The 25,344-nt window shown below is 64.3% G+C and carries 25 protein-coding genes and 1 tRNA gene; 8 read left to right on the top strand and 18 right to left on the bottom strand.

What is annotated here, in order from left to right:
• The first annotated feature begins 55 nt into the window (after positions 1-55).
• On the top strand, positions 56-553 hold the full coding sequence (locus ACQY6T_RS01520) for a DUF2569 family protein (RefSeq protein ID WP_428627611.1): 498 nt from the start codon (positions 56-58) through the stop codon (positions 551-553).
• A 3-nt stretch (positions 554-556) separates the two neighbouring features.
• On the opposite strand, the gene ACQY6T_RS01525 is transcribed toward ACQY6T_RS01520, so the two are convergent.
• Positions 557-1,039 (bottom strand): DUF6456 domain-containing protein, encoded by a 483-nt coding sequence (locus tag ACQY6T_RS01525; protein WP_428627614.1) that lies wholly within the window; start codon positions 1,037-1,039, stop codon positions 557-559.
• A gap of 90 nt (positions 1,040-1,129) precedes the next feature.
• On the opposite strand from ACQY6T_RS01525, the gene ACQY6T_RS01530 reads away from it, so the two are divergent.
• A complete protein-coding gene (locus tag ACQY6T_RS01530) occupies positions 1,130-1,690 on the top strand; it encodes a helix-turn-helix domain-containing protein (RefSeq protein ID WP_428627616.1) in 561 nt (186 codons plus the stop codon).
• Entirely contained in the window at positions 1,691-2,866 is a 1,176-nt protein-coding gene (locus tag ACQY6T_RS01535) for a glycosyltransferase (protein ID WP_428627618.1), read from the top strand.
• On the opposite strand, the gene secF is transcribed toward ACQY6T_RS01535, so the two are convergent.
• Genes secF through yajC form a run of 3 tightly spaced genes read right to left on the bottom strand, consistent with a single transcriptional unit; the run spans position 2,863 to position 5,855 of the window.
• Positions 2,863-3,843, bottom strand: coding sequence for a protein translocase subunit SecF (gene secF, locus ACQY6T_RS01540; RefSeq protein ID WP_428627621.1), 981 nt, complete (start codon positions 3,841-3,843; stop codon positions 2,863-2,865). The genes ACQY6T_RS01535 and secF overlap by 4 nt on opposite strands.
• 12 nt (positions 3,844-3,855) lie before the next feature.
• Positions 3,856-5,469, bottom strand: coding sequence for a protein translocase subunit SecD (gene secD, locus ACQY6T_RS01545; protein ID WP_428627624.1), 1,614 nt, complete (start codon positions 5,467-5,469; stop codon positions 3,856-3,858).
• A 56-nt stretch (positions 5,470-5,525) separates the two neighbouring features.
• Positions 5,526-5,855: a preprotein translocase subunit YajC gene (gene yajC / locus ACQY6T_RS01550; protein WP_428627627.1), complete on the bottom strand. Its 330-nt coding sequence runs from the start codon at positions 5,853-5,855 to the stop codon at positions 5,526-5,528.
• 278 nt (positions 5,856-6,133) lie between these two features.
• On the opposite strand from yajC, the gene ACQY6T_RS01555 reads away from it, so the two are divergent.
• Positions 6,134-6,210, top strand: a tRNA-Pro gene (locus ACQY6T_RS01555).
• Positions 6,211-6,287: 77 nt separating this feature from the next.
• On the opposite strand, the gene ACQY6T_RS01560 is transcribed toward ACQY6T_RS01555, so the two are convergent.
• A complete protein-coding gene (locus ACQY6T_RS01560) occupies positions 6,288-6,617 on the bottom strand; it encodes an EF-hand domain-containing protein (RefSeq protein ID WP_428627629.1) in 330 nt (109 codons plus the stop codon).
• Between the two features lie 99 nt (positions 6,618-6,716).
• Positions 6,717-7,694 carry an NADPH:quinone oxidoreductase family protein gene (locus tag ACQY6T_RS01565; protein ID WP_428627631.1) on the bottom strand — a complete coding sequence of 326 codons (978 nt, stop codon included), beginning with the start codon at positions 7,692-7,694 and terminating at the stop codon, positions 6,717-6,719.
• A 71-nt stretch (positions 7,695-7,765) separates the two neighbouring features.
• Between ACQY6T_RS01565 and ACQY6T_RS01570 the strand changes: the two genes are divergently transcribed.
• Positions 7,766-8,335: a glycoside hydrolase family 108 protein gene (locus tag ACQY6T_RS01570; protein ID WP_428627634.1), complete on the top strand. Its 570-nt coding sequence runs from the start codon at positions 7,766-7,768 to the stop codon at positions 8,333-8,335.
• Positions 8,336-8,399: 64 nt separating this feature from the next.
• Entirely contained in the window at positions 8,400-8,813 is a 414-nt protein-coding gene (locus tag ACQY6T_RS01575) for a holin family protein (RefSeq protein ID WP_428627636.1), read from the top strand.
• Positions 8,814-8,912: 99 nt separating this feature from the next.
• On the opposite strand, the gene ACQY6T_RS01580 is transcribed toward ACQY6T_RS01575, so the two are convergent.
• The 12 genes from ACQY6T_RS01580 to dapA form a co-directional block, all read right to left on the bottom strand.
• On the bottom strand, positions 8,913-9,398 hold the full coding sequence (locus tag ACQY6T_RS01580) for an SRPBCC domain-containing protein (RefSeq protein WP_428627638.1): 486 nt from the start codon (positions 9,396-9,398) through the stop codon (positions 8,913-8,915).
• Positions 9,395-12,043: an alanine--tRNA ligase gene (alaS, locus tag ACQY6T_RS01585; protein ID WP_428627640.1), complete on the bottom strand. Its 2,649-nt coding sequence runs from the start codon at positions 12,041-12,043 to the stop codon at positions 9,395-9,397. The genes ACQY6T_RS01580 and alaS overlap by 4 nt, the downstream gene beginning before the upstream one ends.
• A 72-nt stretch (positions 12,044-12,115) precedes the next feature.
• Positions 12,116-12,703: a hypothetical protein gene (locus tag ACQY6T_RS01590; RefSeq protein ID WP_428627641.1), complete on the bottom strand. Its 588-nt coding sequence runs from the start codon at positions 12,701-12,703 to the stop codon at positions 12,116-12,118.
• Complete coding sequence (locus tag ACQY6T_RS01595) at positions 12,693-13,319, bottom strand: glutathione S-transferase family protein (RefSeq protein WP_428627642.1); 627 nt, start codon at positions 13,317-13,319, stop codon at positions 12,693-12,695. The genes ACQY6T_RS01590 and ACQY6T_RS01595 overlap by 11 nt, the downstream gene beginning before the upstream one ends.
• Before the next feature lie 18 nt (positions 13,320-13,337).
• Complete coding sequence (gene speB / locus ACQY6T_RS01600) at positions 13,338-14,153, bottom strand: agmatinase (RefSeq protein ID WP_428627645.1); 816 nt, start codon at positions 14,151-14,153, stop codon at positions 13,338-13,340.
• A gap of 404 nt (positions 14,154-14,557) precedes the next feature.
• Positions 14,558-15,637 (bottom strand): recombinase RecA, encoded by a 1,080-nt coding sequence (gene recA, locus ACQY6T_RS01605; RefSeq protein ID WP_428627648.1) that lies wholly within the window; start codon positions 15,635-15,637, stop codon positions 14,558-14,560.
• Positions 15,638-15,760: 123 nt separating this feature from the next.
• Entirely contained in the window at positions 15,761-16,111 is a 351-nt protein-coding gene (locus ACQY6T_RS01610; protein WP_428627651.1) for a response regulator, read from the bottom strand.
• Complete coding sequence (locus ACQY6T_RS01615) at positions 16,104-18,482, bottom strand: response regulator (RefSeq protein WP_428628808.1); 2,379 nt, start codon at positions 18,480-18,482, stop codon at positions 16,104-16,106. The genes ACQY6T_RS01610 and ACQY6T_RS01615 overlap by 8 nt, the downstream gene beginning before the upstream one ends.
• 95 nt (positions 18,483-18,577) lie before the next feature.
• Positions 18,578-20,638, bottom strand: a complete 2,061-nt coding sequence (locus ACQY6T_RS01620) for a M13 family metallopeptidase (RefSeq protein ID WP_428627653.1) — start codon at positions 20,636-20,638, stop codon at positions 18,578-18,580.
• Positions 20,639-20,734: 96 nt separating this feature from the next.
• Positions 20,735-21,313, bottom strand: coding sequence for a DUF2062 domain-containing protein (locus tag ACQY6T_RS01625; RefSeq protein WP_428627655.1), 579 nt, complete (start codon positions 21,311-21,313; stop codon positions 20,735-20,737).
• Between the two features lie 32 nt (positions 21,314-21,345).
• Positions 21,346-21,831 (bottom strand): SsrA-binding protein SmpB, encoded by a 486-nt coding sequence (gene smpB / locus ACQY6T_RS01630; protein WP_137753308.1) that lies wholly within the window; start codon positions 21,829-21,831, stop codon positions 21,346-21,348.
• 7 nt (positions 21,832-21,838) lie between these two features.
• Positions 21,839-22,714 carry a 4-hydroxy-tetrahydrodipicolinate synthase gene (gene dapA / locus ACQY6T_RS01635; RefSeq protein ID WP_428627659.1) on the bottom strand — a complete coding sequence of 292 codons (876 nt, stop codon included), beginning with the start codon at positions 22,712-22,714 and terminating at the stop codon, positions 21,839-21,841.
• Between the two features lie 100 nt (positions 22,715-22,814).
• Between dapA and ACQY6T_RS01640 the strand changes: the two genes are divergently transcribed.
• Both ACQY6T_RS01640 and ACQY6T_RS01645 read left to right on the top strand, forming a co-directional pair.
• Entirely contained in the window at positions 22,815-24,845 is a 2,031-nt protein-coding gene (locus ACQY6T_RS01640; RefSeq protein WP_428627660.1) for a transglycosylase SLT domain-containing protein, read from the top strand.
• A 6-nt stretch (positions 24,846-24,851) separates the two neighbouring features.
• Positions 24,852-25,337 (top strand): GreA/GreB family elongation factor, encoded by a 486-nt coding sequence (locus tag ACQY6T_RS01645; protein ID WP_428627663.1) that lies wholly within the window; start codon positions 24,852-24,854, stop codon positions 25,335-25,337.
• Positions 25,338-25,344: the final 7 nt, after the last annotated feature.

Here is a 25,344-nt window from a genome sequence, read left to right on the forward strand (position 1 = left end):
ATTGTGCTTGGCAGACAGAAGCAATTCGAACATGTCGTAACCAAGGGGGAACGACATGAGTGACGATACAGGCCGATCCGAATTGCAGGGCGTCGGGGGATGGCTGGGCTTTCTTGTGTTCGTCCTCGGTATCCTCTCACCGGCGCGAATGTTGTTCCAGACAATCGCAAACATACGTGAAACGGCCATCATGGGTCAGGTGCTTGGCCCCAACGCATCTATCTATATTCAATTCAGTTGGGCGCTGGTCGCAGCATCAGCCGCCGGGTCGATCTTCCTCGCCTATCGGCTGCTGGCGGTTCATCGCTGGTCATCGGTCCGGATCGTCCTCATTGGCCTCTGGTGCCTTGCCTCTATCCCGACGCTGATTGATGCTTTGGCTGGATCGATCCTTTTCCCTGAGTTTGTTGGCGCCATAGTTCCTGAAGCTCTATGGTCGGCCGCCAAATCGAGCATTTCGGCGACGATCTGGACAGCCTATCTTATGAAATCGAAGCGCGTCGCGAATACCTACATCAAGGATAACGACGAAACGCAGCGCATCTTCGGCTAACAATCACCCCGTCCCGTAAAACCGCGCCAGCCGATCCAGCGCCAGCCCCAGCACCAGCTTGCCCGACCGCGCCGGCCACCCCAGTTCCTTCTCGGCCCCGGCAATCCCATCACCTGCACAAACTACCCGCCAGCAAATGTCGGCCAGCCCCGGCCCCGCCGCATCAAGCGCGCCATGAAAGCGCCGGTGCGCGTCGATCCGTGCCAGCGACGCATCCGATGCCCGCACACCGCCACGGCTTTTTCCGGGCGGCGCCGCATCCCAGCGCATCGTCACCCGTGCCGCCATCCCCGCGCGCTCATAATCGGCGCGCAGCCGCTCACCCGCTCCCAGCTGCGCCTGCGTCAAATGACCGCGCGCGGCCAGCCACGCGATCGGGCTTTCGGCGACATTCATCATGACATGCCGCATCATTTGCGGCCCGGTCTTCTCCGGATCGATCCGGTCGTCGGGATGAAGCCGGGTTTCAAGGCGGCGTGCGGTCATAACGGTCTCCTGCGCAATCAAACACTATCCTTGACACTGGATTATTTTGTAGGAAAGAAGAAACCGATTTGGTTATTTGAGGGTTTTGCTATGATCAACAGCATCCGCTCGGTGCGCCGCGCCAAAGGCTTGACGTTGGAAGAGGTCGGCGCGCGCTGCGATCCACCGACCACCGCGCAGACGATCGGGCGGCTCGAAACCGGAACCCGCACCCTGTCGCTCGGCTGGATGAACCGCATTGCCGCCGCGCTCGGGGTCGAAGCTGCCGAGCTGGTGCAATTGCCGCAGGATACCCAGCTGACGATCACCGCCCACTTGGGAGCCGATGGCGCGCAGGCGCCGACACGGATCGAACAGGCACTCACGGCGCGACCAGCCGAGGATATGGTTGCAGTCCGCGTCACCTCGTCGATCGGCGATTACCGCGCGGGCGACGAAATCTGGTGCCGCCGGATCGAAGGCGACTGGACCAGCGCGCTCAACCGCGACCTGCTCGTCCCCCGCCCCGCCGGGCGCTTCTTCTTCGCCCGCCTGCTCAACGTCGATGGAGAAAAGCTCCACCTGCTGCCACTCGGCACCGGCGCCCGGCAACAGGTCGTCAGCAACCCGCCGTGGGCAGCCGTCGCGGTGCGCCTGATCCGCACGCTTTAAGTGGCTGTCGCCTCTCCCCTGCGCGTCCTGTCGATCGCGACGCTGTTCCCTGACGCGGCGCGCCCCAACTTCGGGCTGTTCGTCGAAAAGAGTCTGCGCGCGCTTGCCGCGCAGCCGGGGATCGAACTCACCGTCGTCGCACCGATCGGCCTGCCGCCCTTCCCGCTCTCGCTGCACCCGCGCTATCGCAAGCTCCGCGCCCTGCCGCGGATCGAGCACTGGAGCGGCCTCACCGTCCACCGCCCGCGCTTTCCGCTGATCCCGCGCATCGGCGCGCGCCTCAACCCGGCGATGGTCGCGCGCGCCGTGCTGTCGGCGGTGCCCAGCCAGACATTCGAAGTGGTCGACGCCCAATTCTTCTACCCCGACGGCCCCGCCGCAATGCGCGTTGCGGCGGCGCTCAGCCTCCCCTTTTCGGCCAAGGCGCGCGGTGCCGACATCAGCTATTTCGGCCACGATCCTGCCACCGCGCCGCAATTGCTTGCGGCCGCGGTCAAAGCAGCGGGCCTGCTCGCGGTGTCGTGCGCAATGCGCCGCGAGATGGCCGCGATCGGCATCGATCCCACCAAGGTGGCTATCCACTACACCGGTATCGACGGTGCACGATTTTCGCCGGGTGATCGAAACGAGGCCCGCACCGCGCTGGGCATGAATGACGCACCCGCGATCCTCACCGTCGGCGCGCTGATCACCCGCAAGGGGCAGGCGCTCGTGATCAAGGCGCTGCCCGCCCTTCCCGATGTTCATTATTGGCTGGCGGGTGTCGGCGAAGAGGAGGGCCGCTATCGCGCGCTGGCGCGCCAGCTGGGCGTCGAAGCCCGCGTCCATTTCATCGGCTCGGTCGCCAACGCCGACCTGCCGCAACTCTATCGCGCCGTCGATGCGGTCGTCATGCCTTCGGTCAGCGAAGGCTTGGCCAATGCCTGGGTCGAAGCGCTCGCCTGCGGCACCCCGATCGTCATTAGCGATGCGGGGGGAGCCGCCGAACTCGTTACGTCACCCGTCGCAGGTCGCATCGCCGCGCGCACACCCGAAGCGATTGCAAGCGCGGTGCGGGCGATCCTCGCCAACCCGCCCGCGCCATCGGACGTCGCGGCAAGCCTTGCCGGCCGCTTCGACTGGGACCGCAACGGTCGCGAACTGGCCGACCACCTCCGCCGCTGCGCCGGCCGTTAAACGACCGCGCCGTCGTCCTTGCGCTCGACCCGCTCGCCGCCGTCCATGCCCGAACTGGTACGCGGGACAAAGCTGTCGGGACCGACCTTCAGCCACACCAGCACCGGGGTCGACATCAGCACCGACGAATAGCCGCCGATAAACACGCCGAACAGCATCGCCGCGGTAAAGCCGAAAATCACATCGGGGCCGAAAAGCAACAGCACGCCGAGCGCGAGCACCATGGCCAAGGTGGTCATGACGGTGCGCGACAGCGTTTCGTTGATGCTGAGATTCAGGAGCGGAACGATCTCCATCTTGCGGTATTTCTTCAGATTTTCGCGAATTCGGTCATACACCACGATCGTGTCGTTGAGTGAGTAACCGACGATCGTCAGCAACGCCGCGACGCTGTTCAGGTCGAACTGCATCTGCGTCACCGCGAACAGCCCGAACGTCAGCGACACCTCGTGGAACAAACGCCCCAGCGCCCCAACCCCGAACTGCCATTCGAAGCGGATCCAGATATAGATCGAAATGCCGATGATCGCGAGGCCCAGGCTGATCGCGCCGGTGCGGATCAATTCGCCCGACACCTTGCCCGACACGGTTTCCACCGAACCCGCCTTAGCGGTCGGGAAGGCTTTCTGGATACCCGCAACCAGTTGCTGTCCCGCGCGCTCGGCGGCAGACTTGTCGCCTTCGGGCAGCGCGGTGCGGATCGACACCGCTTTGTCGGATCCGAACTGCTGGATCGTCGCTTCGCCCAGGCCGATGTTCCCCACCTTTTCGCGGATTTCATCGATCGGCGGCATAGTCTGCGCGAATTCGACTCGTACCGACTGGCCGCCGACAAAATCGACGCCAAGATTGAGGCCTTTGACCGCGACCAGCGCAATCGAAATGACGACCAGGAAAAAGCTCATGAAGGACGCGATTTTCCGCCACTGCAGAAAATCGATATTGGTGTCGTCGGGGACGAGTTTGAGCAAGCGCATCTCTTCGCTCCCTTAAATGTTGATCGACGTCGGACGCGTCGTCCGCAGCCAATGGGCGACGAACATGCGCGTCACGGTGACGGCGGTGAAAACGCTGGTGACGATGCCGATGGTCAGCACCACGGCAAAGCCCTTGATCGGCCCGGAGCCGAACCAGAACATCAGCGCCGCGGCGATGACATTGGTGACGTTGGCGTCGAAAATCGCGCGGCTCGCTTCGGAATAGCCCAGCTCGACGGCCTGAAATACCTTGCGACCGCGCTTCAGCTCTTCACGTATTCGCTCGTTGATCAGCACGTTGGCATCGACCGCCGCGCCGATCGTCAGCACGAACCCGGCGATCCCCGGCAAGGTCAGCGTCGCGTTGAACGCCGCCATGATCGCGACGATCAGGAACACGTTAAAGAACAGCGCGATGTTGGCATAAACGCCAAAACGGCCATAAACGAGCACCATCAGCGTCAGCACCGACACGGTGGCGATGATGCCCGCGATCACGCCTTTGCGGATCGAATCGGCGCCCAGTTCGGGGGTCACGGTGCGTTCTTCGACCACCGCCATTTTCACCGGCAAGGCGCCCGACCGCAACGAGATTGCCAACGCGTTGGCGGTCGCGGGGGTGAAGCTGCCCGAAATCTGGGCGCTGCCGCCCAGGATCGGTTCGTTGATCGACGGCGCCGACAGCACCTTGCCGTCGAGCACCATCGCAAAGCGTTTTCCGACATTCTGCGCGGTGACCTTGGCAAAGGTGCTCGATCCGCCCGAATCGAAACTGATGTTGACGACGGCCTGACCATTTTGCTGGTCGAAACCTTGCTTCGCATTGATCAGCTGCTCGCCGCTGATCATCACTTGACGGCGCAGCACTTCAAACGCCGCGCCGCTGCGCTCGCCTTCGGCATAGGGAACGATTTCGCTGCCCACCGGCACCCGCCCGGCGGCGGCTTCGGCAGGGTCGGCGTTGGGGTCGACCATGCGGAATTCCAGCCGCGCGGTCTTGCCGATCAATTCTTTCAGCGCCGCCGGATCCTGCAAACCCGGCACCTGGACGACGACGCGGTCGTTGCCCTCACGGATGATCGTCGGTTCGCGGGTACCCAGATCATTGACGCGCTTGTCGATGATATCGCGCGCCGAATCCATCGCATCGGCGACCGCCTGCGTCTGTCCGGCGGCGGTCGGGGTCATCACGATGCGGCTGGTATCGATGATGTCGATGTTCCAGTCGCGCTGGCCCGTCAACGCCGCGCCCTGCGTCTGGCTGAACAGCCGGTCGCGCGCGTCGTCGAGCTGCTTCTGGTCGCGGATCATAAAGCTGATCTTGCCGCCCGCCGTCGACAGCTCGCCAATCGCGATGTCATCGTCGGGACCGCGCTCGCCGCGCATCGCGGTGCGCACGGTCTTTTCCATATTGGTCAGCTGCGTCTTGCGCAGATCGTCGATATCGGCCTCGAGCAGCAGATGGCTGCCGCCGGCGAGATCGAGGCCCAGATTGACCTTGGACTGCATGAACGACGGCAGGCTGGCCCGCGTCGTTTCGGGCAGAAAGGTGGGAATGGAAAAGAGGATACCGAGCAACAGGATGATACTGATGCCGATGGTTTTCCAGCGCGGGAAATCGAGCATGGTCTAAAAGTCCGATAGCAATTGCGAGGCCGCGGGAAGACGCGGGTCTCGCCGCGTTAGTCGTTGGCGGGTTTGCCGCCGGGCTGCATGACGTCGGCCAGAGTCGCCTTGACGACCTTGATCTTCACGCCCTGCGCGATTTCGACATCAACGAAATCATCGTCGACGCGCGTCACCTTGCCGACGATGCCGCCGCCGGTCACGACCTGATCGCGCGGCTTGACCGCCGCGATCTTGTTGCGCTGCTCCTTGGCGCGCTGCTGCTGCGGGCGGATCAGAAAGAACCAGAACACGACAAAAATCAGCAGATAGGGAACCAGCATCAGGAAACCGGCGGTTCCGCCCCCGGAGCCCGCCGCCTGGGTCAGAAGCAAATTGGTCGACATGAGTGAAAAACTTTCCGTTCGAACGCGTCGCCCGTTCCCGCGGAACCGGCGCGCATATAATGGCGCGGCGCCTATCACGCAGGGGACTTGCGCGCAACCGGTCGCTGCGCCCCGCCCCCCGCGGCAAGCGCGGCCGAAATGGGGAGGATGGCAGGAAGGTCAAGGGCGCAGCGTCGATCCGGCAACCCACAAGACCCGCGCCCGCCGCTTTCACTCAGGAGAGCCTTGCATCCCCGGCCAACCCGCGCTAGTGGCCTCGCCTGCCCAATCGGGCCGGTCGGGACGTAGCGCAGCCTGGTAGCGCATCACACTGGGGGTGTGGGGGTCGGAGGTTCGAATCCTCTCGTCCCGACCAATTTCTAATCATCAAATCCGCGCAAGCGGCGGGTAGCGGCCGGGGCCGCCACCCGCGCTCGTTGTCAGGCGGCCAGATTAATTGGCGGCTGGCGGAGCCTCCGCCGGCGGCGCCGACGCACGCGCGCCGCGCATCGCACCGATCTCGGCCCTGTCGATCACGCCGTCGCCATTGGCATCGACATGCTTGATGAAGGCGTCGACCTTTTCGGGCGAAGCCATCGTCGGATCGCCCTGGCGCTGCGCGCGCATTTCGGCCATTTTGGTCACTTCGGCCTTGTCGAGTTTGCCGTCGCCATTGGTATCGATCATCGCGAACATCCGGCCGTCGTCCGGCTTCGGCTGCGCGGCGGCCATTGCCGGGATGGCCAGGCCGATCGAAGCAGCAATCATCGTCAATTTCTTCATGGTTAGTCCTTTGGTCGTGGTCGGCGAAATCGCCGGGATGCCCCGGCGCCGACATGACAGCTTGGACGTCGCAAAACTATGGCAAGCGGACTCGGCTCGTCACGGTTTCAGCACGACCTTCCCCACCACCTCGCGTCGTTCGAGCATTGCAAAGCCCTCGCGCCAGTCGGCAAGGTCGAGCGCGGCATGGACATGCGGGCGAATTGTCCCCGCCGCCGCCAACGCGTCAATCGCCGCGATATTCTCCGCCCCGCGCCCCGGAAAGCGGCGGCCATATTCGCCCGCGCGCACACCGACCACCGAAAACCCCTTGATCAGCGGCATGTTGACCGACACCTCGGGAATACGCCCCGACGCAAAGCCGATCACCAGCAGGCGGCCGCCAAAGGCGATACAGCGGGTCGATTCGTCGAACACGTCGCCGCCGACGGGATCGAAAATCGCGTCGGCCCCGGAGCCGCCGGTCAAGTCCTTAACCGTCTCACGAAACCCGGGCGCCCCGTCGATCACCGCATCGGGCGCATAAAGCCGGGCGATCTCATCGCGCTTGTCCACGCTGCTCGCCGCCGCGATCACCCGTGCGCCGAGCGCCTTGGCGAGATCGACCGCCGCCAGCCCGACGCCGCCCGCCGCGCCATGCACCAGCACCCACTCGCCCGGCTCGATGCGCGCGCCGCGGACCAGCGCAACATAGGCGGTGAGGTAAGCAACCGGATAGGCCGCCGCTTCCTGCCAGCTTAGCCGATCGGGCTTGCGGCGCAGCATCCCCGACGGCGCGATGCAATATTCGGCCATCGCGCCGAAGCGGTTGCCCCCCACCACGGCGTCGCCGACACGCCACGCCGTCACGCCCTCGCCCACAGCATCAACCTCGCCGGCGAATTCCAGCCCGGACACAAAGGGCAGGTCGGGCTTCAGTTGATAGGCACCGCGCGTCATCAACAGGTCGGGGAAATTGATCGAGGCGGCGCGCACCCGCACGCGAACCTCGCCCACCCCAGGTTCGGGCGTCGGCAAATCGACGACCTCACAGCCGCCATGGTCGGGCAGCAATTCGCGCACCTGCAACGCCCGCATCGCGAAAACTCTTTCCTACAATATTCCAATATGGTTCGTTTTATATGTTCAACAAACCAAAGGAACGACTCATGCCAAAACCTGATCTAACGGCCAGCGATGCCGATGCGTTGATCGATGCCGTCATCGACCGCGAAGGCCGATATGTAAACCACCCCGCCGATCGCGGCGGCCCAACTTGTTGGGGGATTACCGAAGCGGTCGCCCGCGCGCAGGGTTATGCTGGCGCGATGCGCGACCTGCCGCGCGCCGATGCCGTATCGATCTATCGCCGCATCTATTGGCTGCGCCCCTGTTTCGACAGGGTGGCGCTACGCGCACCGCAAATCGCCGCCGAATTGTTCGACACCGGCGTCAACATGGGCACCGCCACCGCGGTCGGCTTCCTCCAGCGCGCGCTCAACGCGCTCAACCGCGCCGCGCGCGATTATCCCGACGTCGCGGTCGATCGCGATGTCGGACCACGCACATTGTCGGCGCTCGACGGCTTTCTGAACGCGCGCGGCAAGGGCGGCGAGACCGTCCTGCTGCGCGCGATGGAGGCGTTGCAGGGCGAACGCTACATCGCGCTCGCCGAACGCCGTCCCAGCCAGGAGGCGTTTCTCTACGGCTGGCTCGCCAACCGGATCGGCCCGCACTGAGCGCCATTCGCGGGCCTCGACAGATTGTAAACTTTGACAACTTCCGACAAAAGGACATCCGACCATGAGCATTATCGACGGCCTGATCGGCCCGATCGCCAAGCTGATCGACAAGATCATTCCCGACCCCGAAGCGCGCGACCGCGCCAAGCTCGAACTGCTGAAAATCGAGGGCAGCCAGGAAATGGAGGCGATCCGCACCCGGATGACCGCGATCATCGCCGAGGCGAACAGCACCGACCCGTGGACCAGCCGTGCTCGCCCAAGCTTCCTCTATGTCATGTACGCCCTGCTGCTCTGGGCAATTCCGATGGGCCTGATCGCAGCGGCGCGGCCTGAGATGGCGAAAGGGATTGCCGAAGGCATGAACGCCTATCTCGCGGGCATCCCCGAACCCCTCTACGCGCTATTTGGCACCGGGTATCTGGGGTACACGGCGGCGCGGGCGTGGGGGAAGGCGAGGGGGGTGGAGGGGTAAAACCGCCCACCAATTCCGTTCGTGTCGAGCGAAGTCGAGACAGCCAGCGGGGCGGCGCCGTACCGGCGGGCATCTCGACTTAGCTCGATGCGAACGGATTTAGGAGGCTGCGCCCTCCACAACCCCCGCCAAATTCGCCAGCGAGCTCTTCAACCCCGCCACATGATCCTTTGCCGAAATCCCCGGCGGCACGTGGTGGGCATCGATCGTCACCAACGTCCCGCCGCTTTGCCGCGCCAAATGCCAATGCATCGCCATCGTCCCCGAAAAGCGCGGATCGTCGGAGACGAACTCGACCTCCCACACAATCAGCCGCCCGTCGTCGAGCGTCGGGATATACACCTCGACGACATCGCTATCGTCATCGCTCTTGGTCTCGACATCATCGTCATCGAACGTCAGCCGCATCAGGAAACCGCCGCCCGCGCTCAGGTCGATGTGTTCGAACGTCCCCGTCGCGCCCTCAGGCGGCAGCCATAGCGCCAGCTTCGCTTCGCTGGTGAAGGCCGAAAAAACATCGACCAGCGGCGCCGCGATCAGCCGTTCGGCGTGATCGGTGCGCCGGGTCTTCTTGGTCGGTTTCAAGTCAGCGCGGCTTTGACCGCCGCGACCGCGGCATCGGCCGCGCCGCCGTCGGGACCGCCGCCCTGCGCCATGTCGGGTCGACCGCCGCCGCCCTGCCCGCCGAGCGCCGCCACCGCGAGCTTGACGAGATCGACCGCATTATGGGCGACGCCCTCGGTTACCCCAACCGCCACCGAAGCGCGCCCGTCATTAACCGCGACGAGCATCGCCACGCCGCTGCCGACCTGTTTTTTGAGACCATCGACGGTACCGCGAAGCTCCTTGGGATCGAGCCCGTCGACAACCTGCGCCATGAACGCCGTGTCGCCGATCTGCTCGACCGCCGGCCCAGCGGCCGTCCCGCCGCCGCCCCCAGCCCCGCCAAGCGCCAGCGCCTTTTTCGCGTCGGCCAGCTCGCGTTCGGCCTTCTTGAGCGCTTCGGCCAGCTGCGCCACGCGCGCCGGAACATCGTCGGGCGACGTCTTGAGCGCCGCTGCCGCTGCCTTGAGCGCCTCGTCGCGGCCATTGAGCCACGCGCGCGCCGCCTCGCCGGTCAGCGCCTCGATGCGCCGGACACCCGACGACACCGCAGATTCGCCGATGATCTTAAGCAACGCGATGTCGCCCAGCGCGCGGACGTGCGTTCCGCCGCATAGCTCGACCGAATAATGATTATCGGTCGCCTTGCCCATGCTGAGCACGCGCACTTCGTCGCCATATTTCTCGCCGAACAGCGCCAGCGCGCCCGCCGCGACGGCATCGTCGGGGGTCATCAGCCGCGTCGTCACCGCCTCATTGCCCCGGATCTGCGCGTTGACGTCGGCCTCGACGTCGGCGATCTCCTCGGCGCTCAGCGCCTTGGGGTGCGAGAAGTCGAAACGGAAACGGTCCTCGGCGACCAGGCTGCCCTTCTGCGTCACATGCTCGCCCAGTCGATTGCGCAGAGCCGCGTGGAGCAAATGCGTCGCGCTATGGTTGGCGCGAATCCGGTCGCGTCGTTCAGCATCCACCGTCAGCTGGACCGTATCGCCGACCTTCAGGCTGCCCGCCTCCAGCTTGGCATTGTGCGCGTGCAGCCGCCCCAGCGGCTTGCCGGTGTCGCTGACCGACGCCTTCGCGCCGCCCAATGTCGCGATCGTGCCGCTGTCGCCCATCTGGCCGCCGCTTTCGCCATAGAATGGCGTCTGGTTTGTCAGCACGACCAGTTCGTCACCGGCCTTTGCTTCGCCCACCGACACGCCGTCTTTGACGAGTGCGATCACCTGCCCTTCGCCCGATGTCGCGCCATAGCCGGTAAATTCCGTGCTGCCGTTGGTTTCGGCCAAGTCGAACCAGACTTCTTCCGACGCCTTTTGCCCGCTGCCCTTCCAAGCCGCGCGTGCCGCCGCCTTCTGCTGCGCCATCGCCGCATCGAAGCCCGCGCGATCTACCGCAATGTCCTGCGTCCGCAGCGCATCCTCGGTCAGATCATAAGGGAAGCCAAAGGTATCATAGAGCTTGAACGCGACATCGCCGGGCAAGGTCGCGCCCGCGCCCATGCCAACGGTCGCCTCGTCGAGCAGCCGCAATCCCTTGTCGAGCGTCTGGCGGAACTTGGTTTCTTCGCGCTCCAATGTCTCGGCGATCAGCGGCTGGGCGCGGATAAGCTCGGGATAGGCGGCGCCCATCTCGGCGGTCAGCGACGGCAGCAGCCGGTACATCAGCGGATCCTTGGCGCCGAGCAGATGCGCATGGCGCATCGCGCGGCGCATGATCCGGCGCAGCACATAGCCGCGCCCTTCGGCCGACGGCAGAACGCCATCGGCGATCAGGAAGCTCGATGCGCGCAGATGATCCGCGATCACCCGGTGGCTGGCCTGCGTCGCGCCCTCGGCCGGAACCCCGGTCAGGTCGACCGATGCGGCGATCAGCGCCTTGAACGTGTCGGTGTCATAATTGTCGTGGACGCCCTGCAGCACCGCGGCGACGCGTTCCAACCCCATGCCGGTGTCGATGCTCGGTTTCGGCAGATCGATCCGGTCACCCGGGCCGCGCTGGTCGTACTGCATGAACACCAGGTTCCAGATTTCGACGAAGCGGTCGCCGTCTTCCTCAGGCGATCCCGGCGGACCGCCCCAGATATGATCACCATGGTCGTAAAAGATTTCGCTGCACGGCCCGCACGGCCCGGTGTCCCCCATCGACCAGAAATTGTCGTTGGTCGCGATACGGATGATCCGCTCTTCTGGCAGACCGGCGATCTTCTTCCACAGGTCGAACGCTTCGTCGTCGGTGTGATAGACGGTGACGGTCAGTCGCTCGGGCGCCAGCCCCCAGGTCTTGGTGATCAGGTTCCAGGCATGGTGGATCGCCTGTTCCTTGAAATAATCGCCGAACGAGAAATTGCCCAGCATTTCAAAGAAGGTGTGATGCCGCGCGGTAAAGCCGACATTGTCGAGGTCGTTGTGCTTGCCGCCCGCACGGACGCATTTCTGCGACGACGCTGCGGTGCTGTACGGCCGCGTTTCCAGCCCGGTGAAGACATTCTTGAACGGCACCATCCCGGCGTTGACGAACATCAACGTCGGGTCGTTATACGGCACCAGCGGCGCCGATGCTTCGATATGGTGGCCGGTCCCCGCGAAATAGTCGAGGAACGAGCGGCGAATGTCATTGGTCGATGTCATGCGCGCGAATTAGGCATTTTGCGGGCATGCGACAAGCCGCTTCGTGTCGATGACTATCATCGACCCCATCGGTCAGAAATTGGTCGCGATCCCCTTGCCCAGATAGCAGGGCAGCTGGCGCAGCACATCGGCCTTCGGCACGCCATCCTCGATCAACTCGGCGGGGACTTCCGACGTGTCGGTTCGCACGACGGTCCAGTCGGCGCCGGGCGCCGTGCGGTGGACGGCGACATAGCCGCAATCCATCGTCCCGTCCTTGCGGTCACCGCGGAAATCAAAGGCGGCGTAAAGCCCCGGCGGCTGTCCCGCGGGATCGGCATACCAGCTGACGCGCAGCACCCGGAGCGTACCGTCGGCCCACAGGGTCGGGCGCTTGCGCAGGTTCATCTCCCATTCGAGCCGCGGGTTCGACGCCTGGAACGACAGCCGCAGCATCGCATAGGCGCTGGCGTAATCGCGCTTGGCCAGCGCCATCGTGTAAGCGGCAAAGCGGCCCATTGCGGCGCTTTCATCGGCCGCCGCCACGGTGATCGCCGCGCCGTCGACACCCGTCGCAACCCGCTCGACCTCGGGACCGAGCGGCGGCGCCTGCGCTGCGGCCGCGCTCGCAATCATCGCCAGCGCGGCGAGCGGCAGCCAACGCTTTCGGTCAATAGCCATAATAGGCGCCGCCCTTTTCGCGCGCGCGCTGCCAGGCGGGGCGCGCGTGGCAGGCGTTCACAAAGGCGGCGAGCTTGGGATAGCGCGGCGCCATGCCCTGCATGATCGCGATTTCGGCGGGGAAGCTCAGCATGATGTCGGCCGCCGACAGGCTGTCGCCGATGAAATGACCATTGTCGCCGACGCGGCTCTCCATATAGGCGAAATGCGCGTCGAGTTGCTGGTTGATCCGCGGTTCGAGCGGCGCCGCGGCTTCGCCAAGCCGTGCGGTATAGATGCGCAGCAGGATCGGGGTCATCGCCGACCCTTCGGCGAAATGCAGCCATTCGAGGTGGCTGATATGGTCGTCGGTGCCGCGCTCGGGCACCAGATCCCCGCCGCCGTGCCGCTCGCACAGATATTCGGTGATCGCCCCCGATTCGATGATCACGCGACTACCATCCGAAATCACCGGCGACTTGCCGAGCGGATGCACCGCAATCAGCTCGGGCGGCGCCAAGTTGGTCGTCGCGTCGCGATCATAAAATTTGACCTCATAGGGCGCGGCGATTTCTTCGAGCAGCCACAATATGCGCTGCGAGCGGCTGTTGTTCAGATGGTGGACGATCAGGGTCATGTCACTCTCCTCAAAGGGTCAATTCTTGTAAATGCCGTTGCGGTCGATCAGCGCCGCGAGTTCGCGGACCAGCTTGGCGCCAAGGATCGCGGTGACATCGCCGATGTCGCGGCCGGGATGATGCTCGACGATGTCGGCGCCGACGATCGGCGCGGTCTGCTTGTGCAGCACCGCAAGAACCTCACGCACGGTCAGCCCGCCGGGTTCGGGATGCGCCACGCCAGGCGCGGCCGACGGATCGATGCCGTCAAGGTCGATCGAGATGTAGAGCGGACCGTCGAGAACAGGGACGCGATCGGGGGTGAAATCGGACATCGGAATGACCTCCACCCCAAAGCGCGCCGCCTGTTCGCGGCAATGGTGATTGAGGGTGCGGATGCCGACCTGCACCAGCCGCGCGGCGTGGCCTGCCTCGCAGATGCGGGCAAAGGGCGAGGCGTGGCTGCGCGGGTTGCCAGCGAAATCGTCATAGAGATCGGGGTGGGCATCGAAATGGAGGATATTGAGCGGTCCGAAACAGGTCGCCGCGGCCTCGACGAGCGGAAAGGTCACCGCATGGTCACCGCCGAGCGCCAGCGGCACCTCGCCATCCTCCTGCAGCATCACGACATGGCGCCGGATCGCGGCATCATCGCGCACGGTGTTTTCGGTCAGCGGCAGGTCGCCATCATCCGCAAAGGCGATGTCAGTGCCGATTTCGGCACCAAGCTCACTCGCCATATTGCCGCGGTCGCTCCGTAACGCCGCACGGATGGCGGTGGGTCCCGCCGCCGCGCCGCGTTCAAAACTGCTGTTGATATCGGTGGGCAAACCGAAAAGGCGGATCGCGGGCATGCGTCGCTTGTAGCTGTTGGATGAAGGTTCGCAAGGCGCAGCGAATGTGATCGCGGTGATGCCCCACGATGTGGCGCGTTGGAATGACTGACCGGTGTCGACCGTTCGTGGACGTCTCTTCTCCCCTCCCGCAACCGGGAGGGTCCGGGGGTACGCTGCGACGTCGCGATGGCTTACCCCGCGCGACTAGCGAGCAAGCTCGCAAGTCTCCCAGCACCCCCCGCTTGCGCGAGGGGAAAGGTCAACGGCCGCTTTCCACTCCAAAACAGCCAGCAATAAAGCCGTCGCAAAAAGTCAACGGCGGGCGGGTCCACCTGCGGGGAGAGGGGAGTGCAGGTGCAAGGGGCTGAAGACCCGCCGCCGTTTCCCGGTCGGTGCACAAATGCGCACCGACCGGATCCCAATCAATTGTCGTCGCCGCCATCGTCATCGGGACCGGCCATCATTTCTTCGGCCACGGCGTCGGTGCGGCTGCGGATTGCAGCTTCCAGTCGATCCATCAGTTCCGGGTTTTCCTTGAGGAACGCCTTGGAATTTTCGCGGCCCTGTCCGATGCGGATCGAATCATAGCTGAACCAGGCGCCCGATTTCTCGACGATCCCGGCCTTGACGCCCAGATCGAGGATCTCGCCGATCTTGGAAATGCCCTGCCCGTACATGATGTCGAATTCGACCTGCTTGAACGGCGGCGCGACCTTGTTCTTCACCACCTTCACCTTGGTCGTGTTGCCGACGATCTCGTCACCATTCTTGATCTGGCCGGTGCGGCGAATGTCGAGGCGGACCGAAGCATAGAATTTCAGTGCGTTGCCGCCGGTCGTGGTTTCGGGGTTGCCGTACATCACACCGATTTTCATGCGCAGCTGATTGATGAAAATCACCATGCAGCGCGAGCGGCTGATCGAACCGGTCAGCTTGCGCAGCGACTGCGACATCAACCGCGCCTGCAGGCCGACATGCGTGTCGCCCATCTCACCCTCGATTTCAGCGCGCGGCACCAGCGCGGCGACCGAATCGACGACGAGCACATCGATCGCGTTCGACCGCACCAGCGTGTCGACGATTTCAAGCGCCTGTTCGCCGGTGTCGGGCTGCGAGATGATCAGTTCGTCGATATTGACGCCCAGCTTGCGCGCATAGACGGGGTCGAGCGCATGTTCGGCGTCGACAAAGGCAACCGTACCGCCGCCCTTCTGCGCTTCGGCAAGGACGTGCAGCGCCAGCGTCGTCTTGCCCGAGCTTTCGGGACCATAGATTTCGATGACGCGGCCGCGCGGCAGGCCGCCGACGCCGAGCGCGATGTCGAGCCCAAGCGAACCGGTCGAAATCGCTTCGACCTGCATCGCCTCTTTCGATCCGAGCTTCATCACCGAGCCCTTGCCAAAGGCGCGATCGATCTGCGCGAGCGCTGCGTCGAGCGCCTTCTGCCTATCCGTGCTGTTCACTGATTTCCCCACATCGACGAGTGACAATTGTCCGGCCATTACCGTACCCTTCCTGCTCTAGAGCGAAGGCTGAGCCATCGCAACGCCCCACCGATGTACGGTATTTGTTCTTATAGAACAAGAGAGGAACAAAAAGAATTTCCAGGGGGCCGAACCCCCATGCTATTGCGGTGAAAATTCCGCCAGCGCGCCCTCGATGTCGCTGATCCGAAAGGGTTTCGCCACCAACCGTCGGTGGGCATGCGCCGGCGGCAAGATGTCGCCGCCGCCCGAGGTGAAGGCAAAGGGGATGCCCCGCTCGGCCAGCGCGTCCGCGACCGGCCAGCCTTTTTCGTCGCCAAGGTTGATATCGACCAGCGCCCCGCCCAGCGATTCGGCCGCGATGATCGCCAGCGCCTCGTCCTTGCTCGCCGCCTGCGCGGGTTCGGGCAGCCCGAGCGCGTCGAACATGTCGGCCAGCATCATGCCGATCAGCACATCGTCTTCGACCAGCAAGATGCGAAGCTTATCCACTATGCGGCGCCCGGTGTGCGGCATCGTCCAGCGCCGCCGATGTCGCCTCGGCCAGTTGCGCGACCGAGAAAGGTTTGGGCAGGAAGGCGACGTCGTCGATGTTGATCGACTGGCGTAATTGCTCTTCGGCATAGCCCGACATGAACAAGACCGGCAGGTCAGGCCGCTTGGCGCGCATCGCGCGCACCATTGCGGGACCATCCATCGTCGGCATGACAACGTCGCTAATGATCAGATCGACCTTTTCCATCTGGCCAAATCGTTCGAGTCCCTCTTCGCCCTGCGACGCGGTGACGACAGTATAACCTGCGCGGGTCAGCGCGCGTTCAGCGACGGCGCGAACCATATCCTCGTCCTCGACAAGCAGGATGGTACCCGTTCCCCACTGGCTTTTCTTGGGCTTGGGCGGCGGCGGAGGTGCAACCGGGGCCTCGCTGCCGACGCGGTGAACGGGCAGATAGATAGCAAAACTCGTCCCCTGCCCGGGCTTGCTGTCGGCAAAGATGAAACCCGCCGACTGCTTGATAATGCCGTACACGGTGGACAGACCCAGGCCAGTACCTTTGCCGACATCCTTGGTGGTGAAAAAGGGTTCGAAAATCTTGGGCAACACATCGGCCGCGATGCCGGTGCCGGTATCGCTGACCTTCAGCGCGCAATAGTCGGCGGGCGGCATGAATTCATTGCCCATCACCCTGACGTCGGCTGCCGACACCGGATAGGTTTCAATCGTCAGCGTCCCGCCCCCCGGCATCGCATCGCGCGCGTTGACCGCCAGATTGATGATCACCTGCTCGAGCTGCCCCGGATCGGCGCGCACCGCGCCGAGCCCGCGGCCGTGGTGCACCGCCAGCTGAACGGTTTCGCCGATCAGTCGCTTGAGCAGATGCGACACTTCTGAAATCACGTCGGGTAGCTGCAGAATCTGCGGCCGCAACGTCTGTTGCCGCGAAAAGGCGAGCAGTTGCCGGGTCAGGCTGGCGGCACGATTGGCGTTACTGCGGATCTGCTGAATGTCATCATAATCGCTGTCGCCCGGCGTATGGCGCATCAGCATGAGGTCGCAGGCGCCGAGCACGGCGGTCAGAATATTGTTGAAATCATGCGCGACGCCGCCGGCAAGTTGTCCGACGGCCTGCATCTTCGATGCTTGCGCGACTTGGCGCTTCAGCCGTGATTCCTCGCTCGAATCCTTCAGGCTGAGTAGCACCGCCGCCTCGCCCAGTCCGCGCACGCCGACGACACGGATCGAGACCGGATCGCCGCTCTGCCCCGCCAGCCGGATCGACAGATCGCCGCCGACCTGTTGGCCGCTGCTGTGGCGGCGGATCATGTCGGCGAGCGGTCCCTTGTCTTCGCCAACGACGATATCGCCGGGATAGCGCGGCATCTTGCCCTCGCCCAGGTTCGCGGCGCGCACGAAGGCGCGGTTCATGTAAAGAAAGCGGCCATCGCGATCGACCATCGCCAGCCCGAACGGCAACAGCGAAAGCAGGGTTTCGACATAGGTTTGTGCGGTACCGCGATCGGCCGGCGCCATTTCCTCGTCGAGCAGGGCAAGCAGCACCGGCGTGTTGCCGTCGGCGGGAGCGAGCGGAATTTGCAGCATGCGCACCGGGGTCGCGCGGTCGCCCTCGCGAGCAAAATACAGCGCGCCGCCATCGTCGATCCGCAGCATCGGGGCGACATCGCGGCCCGCATAATGATGGGCATCATCCTCGCCCAACGCGCGGAGGAGGAAAGCGGGGTTGGCGACGCGCAATCGGCCTTCGGAATTGACCAGCGCAGTCATCACCCCCGCGTGACCCAGCGTGCGTCCGGCGGGGCCATCGAGGTGGCGGGTAATTTCCGACGCAAGGTCGAGCCGTTCGAGCGCCGAAAAACGCCAGACAAGATAATCCTCGGCCTGCCCCGCGCGCGTCACTTGCGCGCGCAGTTGCAGCGGGCCGATTGCGATATCGTCCGCCCGACCCTCGCCGTCGCGCCACGCGGCGCGTCCGGCGTTTTTCAGCACATCGGCGCCGCGGCCTTCGAGCGGCAGGCCGGGCGGCGTGACGAAGCCGCCCATCCAGGTGCCGAACAAATCATTGGCACACACCATGCGACCGGCGCGGTCGGTGATCGCAATCGCGATGTCATCGTGATTGACCGCCTGGCGCAACATCGTCCAGTCGGGCAGTATCGCGTCGCCCGCGACGCTCGCGGGAAACAATCGCCGCGCCAGCAATACTCCGCCGACCGCGACGGCGAGCCCGGCGAGAAAGCCCGCCGCCAGGACCGCATCGCGCGTCGCCCAGAACAGCAGCGCAGTCGACACCAGGGCGACTCCGCCAAGCAAACCCAAATCGACGCGCGACAGGGTGGCTGGCACCGCGAGCGGGCCGGCGGCGCCCGCCCCCCTGATGAAATCACCATCAGCAGAGGCTAGGCTTGTCGCGGTCAATGACAGTCTTTCTTATCGGCGCGTTACCAGATGCGAACGCGGTCCTTGGGCGCCAGATACAGCTTCTGGCCTTCCTTGATCTGATAGGCTTTATACCAAGGGTCAAGGTTGCGCGAGACCCAAGTCCGCTGAATCGACGGCGAATGCGGGTCGGTGGTGATCCGCTGCGACAGATTCTGTTCGCGGTAATTGCGGCGCCACACCTGCGCCCAGCCGAGGAAGAAGCGCTGATCGCCAGTCAAACCGTCGATGACCGGCGCCTCTTTGCCGCCGAGCGACGTCTTGTACGCGTCATAGGCGATCGTCAGGCCGGCGAGATCGCCGATATTCTCGCCGAGCGTGAAGGTACCGTCGAGCTTTTCACCGGGCAGAACTTCATACGCGTCATATTGCGCGATCAACGCTTTGCCGGCGGCTTCGAACGCGGCGACATCGGCGGGAGTCCACCAGTCGGCAAGCTTGCCGGTCTCGTCATACTTCGCGCCCTGGTCGTCGAAATGATGGCTGACCTCGTGGCCGATCACCGCGCCAATGCCGCCGTAATTGACCGCCGCGTCGGCATGCGGATCGAAAAAGGGCGGCTGGAGGATCGCGGCGGGGAAAACGATCTCGTTCATACCGAAATTGGCATAGGCGTTGACCGTCATCGGGGTCATGCCCCACTCCCAGCGGCGGATCGGACCGCCGAGGCGGTCGATATTGTCGTCATGCTCGAACTGATTTGACCGCAGCGCATTGCCGAACAGATCGTCGGCACGGATGTCGAGCTTGCTGTAATCCTTCCAGCGATCGGGATAGCCGATCTTGGTCGTGAAATTGGCCAGCTTCTTCTTCGCCTTCACCTTGGTTTCAGGCTGCATCCACGCGAGAGTGCCGATGCGGGTGTCGAGCGCGGCAAGCACATTCTTGACCAGCACATCCATCGCCGCCTTGGTTTCGGGCGGGAAATATTTCGCCACATAGTCTTGGCCGACCGCTTCGCCCAGATTGCCGGTGGTGAAATCAACCCCGCGCTTCCAGCGTTCCTGCATCTGCGGCGTGCCCGACAAGGCGGTGCCGTAGAAGGAGAAGGCTTCCTGCGCGAATTTTTCGGGAAGCACGCCCGAAAAGCCATCGACGCTGCGCACGATCAACGCGTCGCGGATCACCGCGATCGGCGCATCGGCGAGCAGCTTGGCCTCGCCGGTGAAGGCGCTCGGCTGCGCCACGAGCAGCGTGTCTTCCTTGACCCCCAGACCGCGAATGAAAGTCGCCCAGTCAAAACCCGGCGCCGCAGCGGCGAGCTCGGCGATCGTCATCTTGTTATAGGCTTTGGTCGCGTCGCTACTGTCGTTCTTGTCCCAATGGACGGTCGCGATCTGCTTTTCGAAATCATAGATCGCTTTGGCGCGCGGCGCGGCGTTTGTTTCGCCTGCCAGCGTCAGGACATTTTCCAGATGCTTCAGATAAGCCGCCTGAAGCTTCACGTTCCGGTCGCCGCCCTTCAGATAGAAGTCACGATCAGGCATGCCGATGCCGCCCTGACCCATCGAATAGATATAGACGTCGGGGTTCTTGTCGTCCTGGCCGACATAGCCACCGAAGAAATGCTGCACACCGTTGCGGTCGGCCTCGGCAAGCAGCGCGGGAAGGCCGGGTTTGTCGACAGCCCGGATCTTGGCCAGCCAAGGCTGGATCGGCGCGAGACCCTTCGCTTCCACGGCCGCGGCGTCGAGATAGGCGGCATAGTTGCGGCCGATCATGCTGCTGGGGTCGGCCTTTGCCGCATCCAGGATCTCGCGTGTACGCTGCTGTGACAGATCGCCCAGTGCGGTAAACATACCATAGTTGGACTTGTCGGCGGGGATCGCGGTGTCTTTCGCCCAGGTGCCGTTGGCATAGCCGTAGAAATCGTCGCCCGGCGGGACCGTCTTGTCCATGCCCGACGTGTCGAACCCAAAGGTGCCAAGCTCGGGCTTGGCCGCTGTTTCAGAGGCGGGCGCGGGTGCGGCCTTTTCCTTGGCCACAGCCGGAACAGTGGTCATCAGCGCGGCGCCCAGCGCAGCGGTTGCCATCAGGCGCGAAGAAACATGCAACAGAGTCATGATAGTCCCCAGTTTTCAGAATGAGGCAACAATGCGCGGCGCTTTTGCGCCGCACGTGATTGCGATGGGATAGCTATACGCTCGCTCGCTCGCCGTTCAACCGGCGGGGGTGTCGCTGGTCGAAGCCTCATGTCGTTGGTCGCGCGCACGCTGCAATTTGCGCCGCCAGCGCAATCGGATCCAGTTATCCCAGAAAATCGACGCGAGCACATAACCGACGAGCGCCGAAACCACCGAGATAACGAACAAGCCGGCCAGCATCGCGGGAGCGGCATCCGAAAACACCCAGCGCACCCATTCGCCCGCCGACGCGCCATGTTCGATCATCGCCGAAAAGGTCGCGCTGTTGGCGTGGAGCCCGAACAGCCAGTCGCCGAGCCACACCGACGCAATGATAATGAACGGGGTCGTCACCGGATTGGACAAAAAGGTCATCGCCGCGCCGATCGGGATATTAGCGCGCACGGGCAATGCGAGCAGCGCGACGCCCAATATCTGGACGCCGGGGATCAGAAAGAAAATGCCGACGAACAGCCCCAGCGCGGTGCCGCGCGGCACCGACGTTCGGGTGAAACGCCACAAATGGCTGTGCGAGACGCGGTGCGCGAACGGTTTGACGAAGCGGCTCGCCAGCAATTCTTCGCGCGTCGGCGAATTGCGGCGGATCCAGTTCATCACCGCCGCCTTGTCTTTCGGTTTTCCGCCGCTCACCCGCGTTCTTTCATCAGCCGCTGCTTGTCACGCTTCCAATCGCGTTCCTTGATCGACTCCCGCTTGTCATGCGCTTTTTTGCCCTTGGCGAGCGCGAGTTCGACCTTGGCGCGGCCGCGGCTGTTGAAATAGACGCTGAGCGGGACGAGGGTCATGCCCTGCCGCGCGACGCCGGCGTACATCTTGTTGATCTCGCGGCCGCTGAGCAATAATTTGCGCGGGCGCTTGGGTTCGTGATTGTGGCGATTGCCGTGGCTGAATTCGGGGATGTTGCTGTTGATCAGCCACACCTCATTGCCCTTCACCTCGGCATAGCTCTCGGCGATCGTGCCTTCGCCAAAGCGCAGCGACTTGACCTCGGTCCCCTGCAACGCGATCCCCGCCTCGAACACCTGTTCGATGGCAAAGTCGAACCGCGCGCGCCGGTTCTCGGCAACGATCTTTTTCTTGTCGAATTCGGCGGCGGACTGCGGACGGGCCATGGGAAACCTAAATCACTCCTGCCGCGGACAGCGCGGCATCGACGGCGGCGCGCGATGCATCGTTCGCCGCGATGATAGGTAGGCGCACTTCGGGCGAAAACCAGTCGTGAACGCGAGACAGCGCATATTTGACCGGCCCGGGTGAGGTGTCGGAAAACATCGCCTGATGCAGATCGAACATACGGTCGTGCAGGGTCAACGCCCGCGACCAGTCAGCGGCGGCGCACGCAGCGGCAAAGTCGGCGCAGAGCCGCGGCGCGACGTTGGCGGTGACCGAAATACAGCCAGCGCCGCCCAGCACCGCATGGGGTAGCCACAGATCGTCATTGCCGCTCAGCTGGCAGAATTCATGGCCCGCACCCGCACGGTGCATCGTCACCCGCGCCAGATCGCCGCTCGCATCCTTGATCGCGACGACCGAGGGGATTTCGGCAAGCTTGCACATCGTCTCGGCGCTGATGTCCGCCACGGTCCGGCCGGGGACGTTATAGACGACGATCGGCAGGTCGCTGGCGTCCGCCAGCGCCTGGAAATGCGCGATCATACCGGCCTGGCTTGGCTTGTTGTAATAGGGCGCGACGACGAGTGCTGCGGCCGCACCCGCCGCCTGCGCATAGCGCATATGGCGGATGGCGGTCGCGGTGTCGTTCGATCCGCAACCCGCGATCACCGGCACGCGGCCCGCCGCTGCCTGGATGCAACTGTCGATGACCTGATAATGTTCGTCGAAGCCGAGCGTCGGGCTTTCGCCGGTGGTGCCGCAAGGGACCAGCGCGCTGGTCCCTTCGTTGATCTGCCAATCGACGAGGCGCGCAAAGGCCGGGGCGTCGAACGCATCATCGCGAAATGGCGTCACCAAGGCGGGAATCGACCCCGAAAACATGCCCCGCTCCTTTACAAAAACATGGGCCAGCCGGTAGAGTCCCGACGGCGCGCCGCTAATGGACGCCTATTCAGCGCCCCGCAAGGAGTTTGGCACTAGTATGGCCGCTATGATCACGCTGCCCCGTATTTCGCGCCTCGCTCTTGCGATGGCCCTCCTTATTCCGACGGCTGCGCATGCCAGCGAGCTGACCCCCGAACAGATGGCGTGGTATCGCGCCCAGATGGGTTTGGCGTCGGCATCCGGCCCGCCACCGTCGACCAACTCGGTCGGCGACGCGGTGATGGAATGGCGACGGCTGACCGCGAACACCGGCGCCTCGTTCGACCAGCTATCGCGCTTTCTGATGACCAATCGCGGTTGGCCCGATGGCGAAAAGCTGCGCACCCGTGCCGAAAAATCGATCTCGCTCGACAGCTACGATCCGCAGCGCACCCTTGCCTATTTCCAGGCCTATCCACCGCAAACCGCGAGCGGGCATTTGCGCTATGCGCTCGCGCTCAACGCGTCGGGTCGCCGCGATGATGCCAGTGCCGCGGTACGCCGCGCCTGGACGAGCGGGCCGCTCGACGATTATGAGACCAGCCGCGCGCTGAGCATGTTCCCCGGCGCGATCACGCTGGCCGATCATGATGCCCGCATGGACCGCCTGCTGTGGTCGGGCGCCACCGCCGCGGCGGGCCGCCAGCTCGCCTTCACCTCACCCGACAAACGCAATGTGTTTGCCGCCCGTCTGGCTATGCGCAACGCATCGGTCGATGCCGCTTTCCAGGCATCGGCGGCCGAAAGCGCCAATCCGTCGCTGATCCGCAGCGACGCCGGCTATATCACCGACAAGGCGACCTGGCTGCGCAAGGCGGGGCGTGTCGGCGAGGCGCGCGCGCTGCTCGCAGCACCCCGCTCGCTGACGAAGGCGCCCACCGATCCCGAAGAGTGGATCGAAACGCTGCTGACCAACGCGCGGCAGGCCGACAGCGGCGGAGACAAGCTCACCGCCTATAATATCGCGCGGCAATTGAGCGACGCCTTCCCGCCGGGGACCGTGATCCGCGAAACGCCGCTCAGCGTGCGCGACGATTATACCTCGCTTGCCTGGCTGGCCGGCCAGCTCGCGTACAAAGACCTTCGTCGTCCCGCCGAAGCGGTGGCCCTATACCGCGCCTATGGCGAGGCCGCTCGGTCGGCGCAGACACGCACCAAGGGCTTTTACTGGGCGGGCCGCGCCGCACTCGCGGCGGGTGACACCCGCACGGCCAACGTCCATTTCGCCGACGCGGCGCAGCATTATGACCAATTCTACGGCCAATTGGCGCTTGAGCGGCTGAGCCGCCCGCAGCCCAAACCAACGCCCAATCCGACGATCGAGATCAGCAACGACGAAAAGCGCGCATTTGGCGACGACCGGCTGGTCCGCGCCGCCCGCGCGCTGGGCGAGATCGGCGCGTGGCGGGAACAGTCGCTGTTCCTGCGCGCGCTGGCGCAAAAGGCATCGTCGCCCGCCGATCACGTCCTCGCTGGACAATTGGCATCGCAGATCGGTCGCCCCGATCTCGGCGTGATGATCGGCCGCAGCGCGCAGGCGAACAGCCTGGACGCCGTCGAGGTTTCGGGTTTTCCCACCGTCCGCGTTCCGGCGGGGCATGAAAGCAACTGGACCTTCATCCACGCGATCACGCGGCAGGAAAGCCAGTTCGACCGGCAGGCGATCAGCCATGCGGGCGCGCGCGGGATGATGCAGTTGATGCCCGGCACCGCGCGCGAGGTCGCGGGCAAGCTGGGGATGAGCTATGACGCCGGATCGCTGACCACCGACACCAATTACAACATGATGCTGGGATCGACCTATTTCCAGCAGATGCTGCGCTATTTCGGTGGCAGCTATCCGCTGGCGGTCGCGGCGTACAACGCCGGCCCCGGCAATGTGAACAAATGGATCAGAGCCAATGGCGATCCACGCGGCGGCAGCATCGAAATGATCGACTGGATCGAGGCGATCCCGATCTTCGAGACAAAGAATTATGTCCAGCGCGTGCTCGAAAACGCCGTCGTTTACGACACGCTGCGCGAAGGCAGCGGGGCGCGAACGCAGGCACCATTGAGCTTCTACCTCGGCAAACGCACGCCGGGGTAGATCCGCGTGGCGGGGGAACACAGCAACATCATCTCGCCGACCGGCTTTGCCGCGCTGCGCGCCGAATATGACGCCCTGCTGGGCGGCGAGCGGCCAAAGCTGGTCGAGGTAATCAGCTGGGCGGCAGGCAATGGCGACCGCAGCGAAAATGGCGATTATATTTATGGTCGCAAGCGATTGCGCGAGATCGACCGGCGGCTGTCTTTCCTTGCCCGCCGGATGAAGGCGGCGCGCGTCGTCGATCCCACGGAGCAGCCCGACAAGAGCCGCATCTGGTTCGGCGCGACCGCCGAACTGGCCGACGATGACGATACGCGGCTGACCGTCACGCTGGTCGGCGACGACGAGGCCGAGGCAGGCGAAGGCCGGATCGGCTGGAACAGCCCCCTCGCCCGCGCGCTGCGCGGCGCGGCCATCGGCGATTTGCGGACGGTGCAGCTGCCCGCCGGACCAAAGGAGTGGGAAGTGGTGGCGGTTCGTTATCCGTCCTGAATACCGC

This window comes from Sphingopyxis sp. (assembly GCF_965279725.1).
Classification (GTDB): Bacteria; Pseudomonadota; Alphaproteobacteria; order Sphingomonadales; family Sphingomonadaceae; genus Sphingopyxis.

Coding starts and splice junctions, on each gene's coding strand:
- ACQY6T_RS01590 (WP_428627641.1), bottom strand. CDS start 12,703: ATGGCTATTGACCGAAAGCGTTGGCTGCCGCTCGCCGCGCTGGCGATG.
- ACQY6T_RS01530 (WP_428627616.1), top strand. CDS start 1,130: ATGATCAACAGCATCCGCTCGGTGCGCCGCGCCAAAGGCTTGACGTTG.
- secF (WP_428627621.1), bottom strand. CDS start 3,843: ATGCGCTTGCTCAAACTCGTCCCCGACGACACCAATATCGATTTTCTG.
- alaS (WP_428627640.1), bottom strand. CDS start 12,043: ATGACATCGACCAATGACATTCGCCGCTCGTTCCTCGACTATTTCGCG.
- ACQY6T_RS01525 (WP_428627614.1), bottom strand. CDS start 1,039: ATGACCGCACGCCGCCTTGAAACCCGGCTTCATCCCGACGACCGGATC.
- ACQY6T_RS01625 (WP_428627655.1), bottom strand. CDS start 21,313: ATGAACTGGATCCGCCGCAATTCGCCGACGCGCGAAGAATTGCTGGCG.
- dapA (WP_428627659.1), bottom strand. CDS start 22,714: ATGTTTTCGGGGTCGATTCCCGCCTTGGTGACGCCATTTCGCGATGAT.
- ACQY6T_RS01560 (WP_428627629.1), bottom strand. CDS start 6,617: ATGAAGAAATTGACGATGATTGCTGCTTCGATCGGCCTGGCCATCCCG.
- recA (WP_428627648.1), bottom strand. CDS start 15,637: ATGGCCGGACAATTGTCACTCGTCGATGTGGGGAAATCAGTGAACAGC.
- speB (WP_428627645.1), bottom strand. CDS start 14,153: ATGCCCGCGATCCGCCTTTTCGGTTTGCCCACCGATATCAACAGCAGT.
- ACQY6T_RS01570 (WP_428627634.1), top strand. CDS start 7,766: ATGCCAAAACCTGATCTAACGGCCAGCGATGCCGATGCGTTGATCGAT.
- ACQY6T_RS01565 (WP_428627631.1), bottom strand. CDS start 7,694: ATGCGGGCGTTGCAGGTGCGCGAATTGCTGCCCGACCATGGCGGCTGT.
- secD (WP_428627624.1), bottom strand. CDS start 5,469: ATGCTCGATTTCCCGCGCTGGAAAACCATCGGCATCAGTATCATCCTG.
- yajC (WP_428627627.1), bottom strand. CDS start 5,855: ATGTCGACCAATTTGCTTCTGACCCAGGCGGCGGGCTCCGGGGGCGGA.
- ACQY6T_RS01595 (WP_428627642.1), bottom strand. CDS start 13,319: ATGACCCTGATCGTCCACCATCTGAACAACAGCCGCTCGCAGCGCATA.
- ACQY6T_RS01620 (WP_428627653.1), bottom strand. CDS start 20,638: ATGACTCTGTTGCATGTTTCTTCGCGCCTGATGGCAACCGCTGCGCTG.
- ACQY6T_RS01575 (WP_428627636.1), top strand. CDS start 8,400: ATGAGCATTATCGACGGCCTGATCGGCCCGATCGCCAAGCTGATCGAC.
- smpB (WP_137753308.1), bottom strand. CDS start 21,831: ATGGCCCGTCCGCAGTCCGCCGCCGAATTCGACAAGAAAAAGATCGTT.
- ACQY6T_RS01640 (WP_428627660.1), top strand. CDS start 22,815: ATGGCCGCTATGATCACGCTGCCCCGTATTTCGCGCCTCGCTCTTGCG.
- ACQY6T_RS01520 (WP_428627611.1), top strand. CDS start 56: ATGAGTGACGATACAGGCCGATCCGAATTGCAGGGCGTCGGGGGATGG.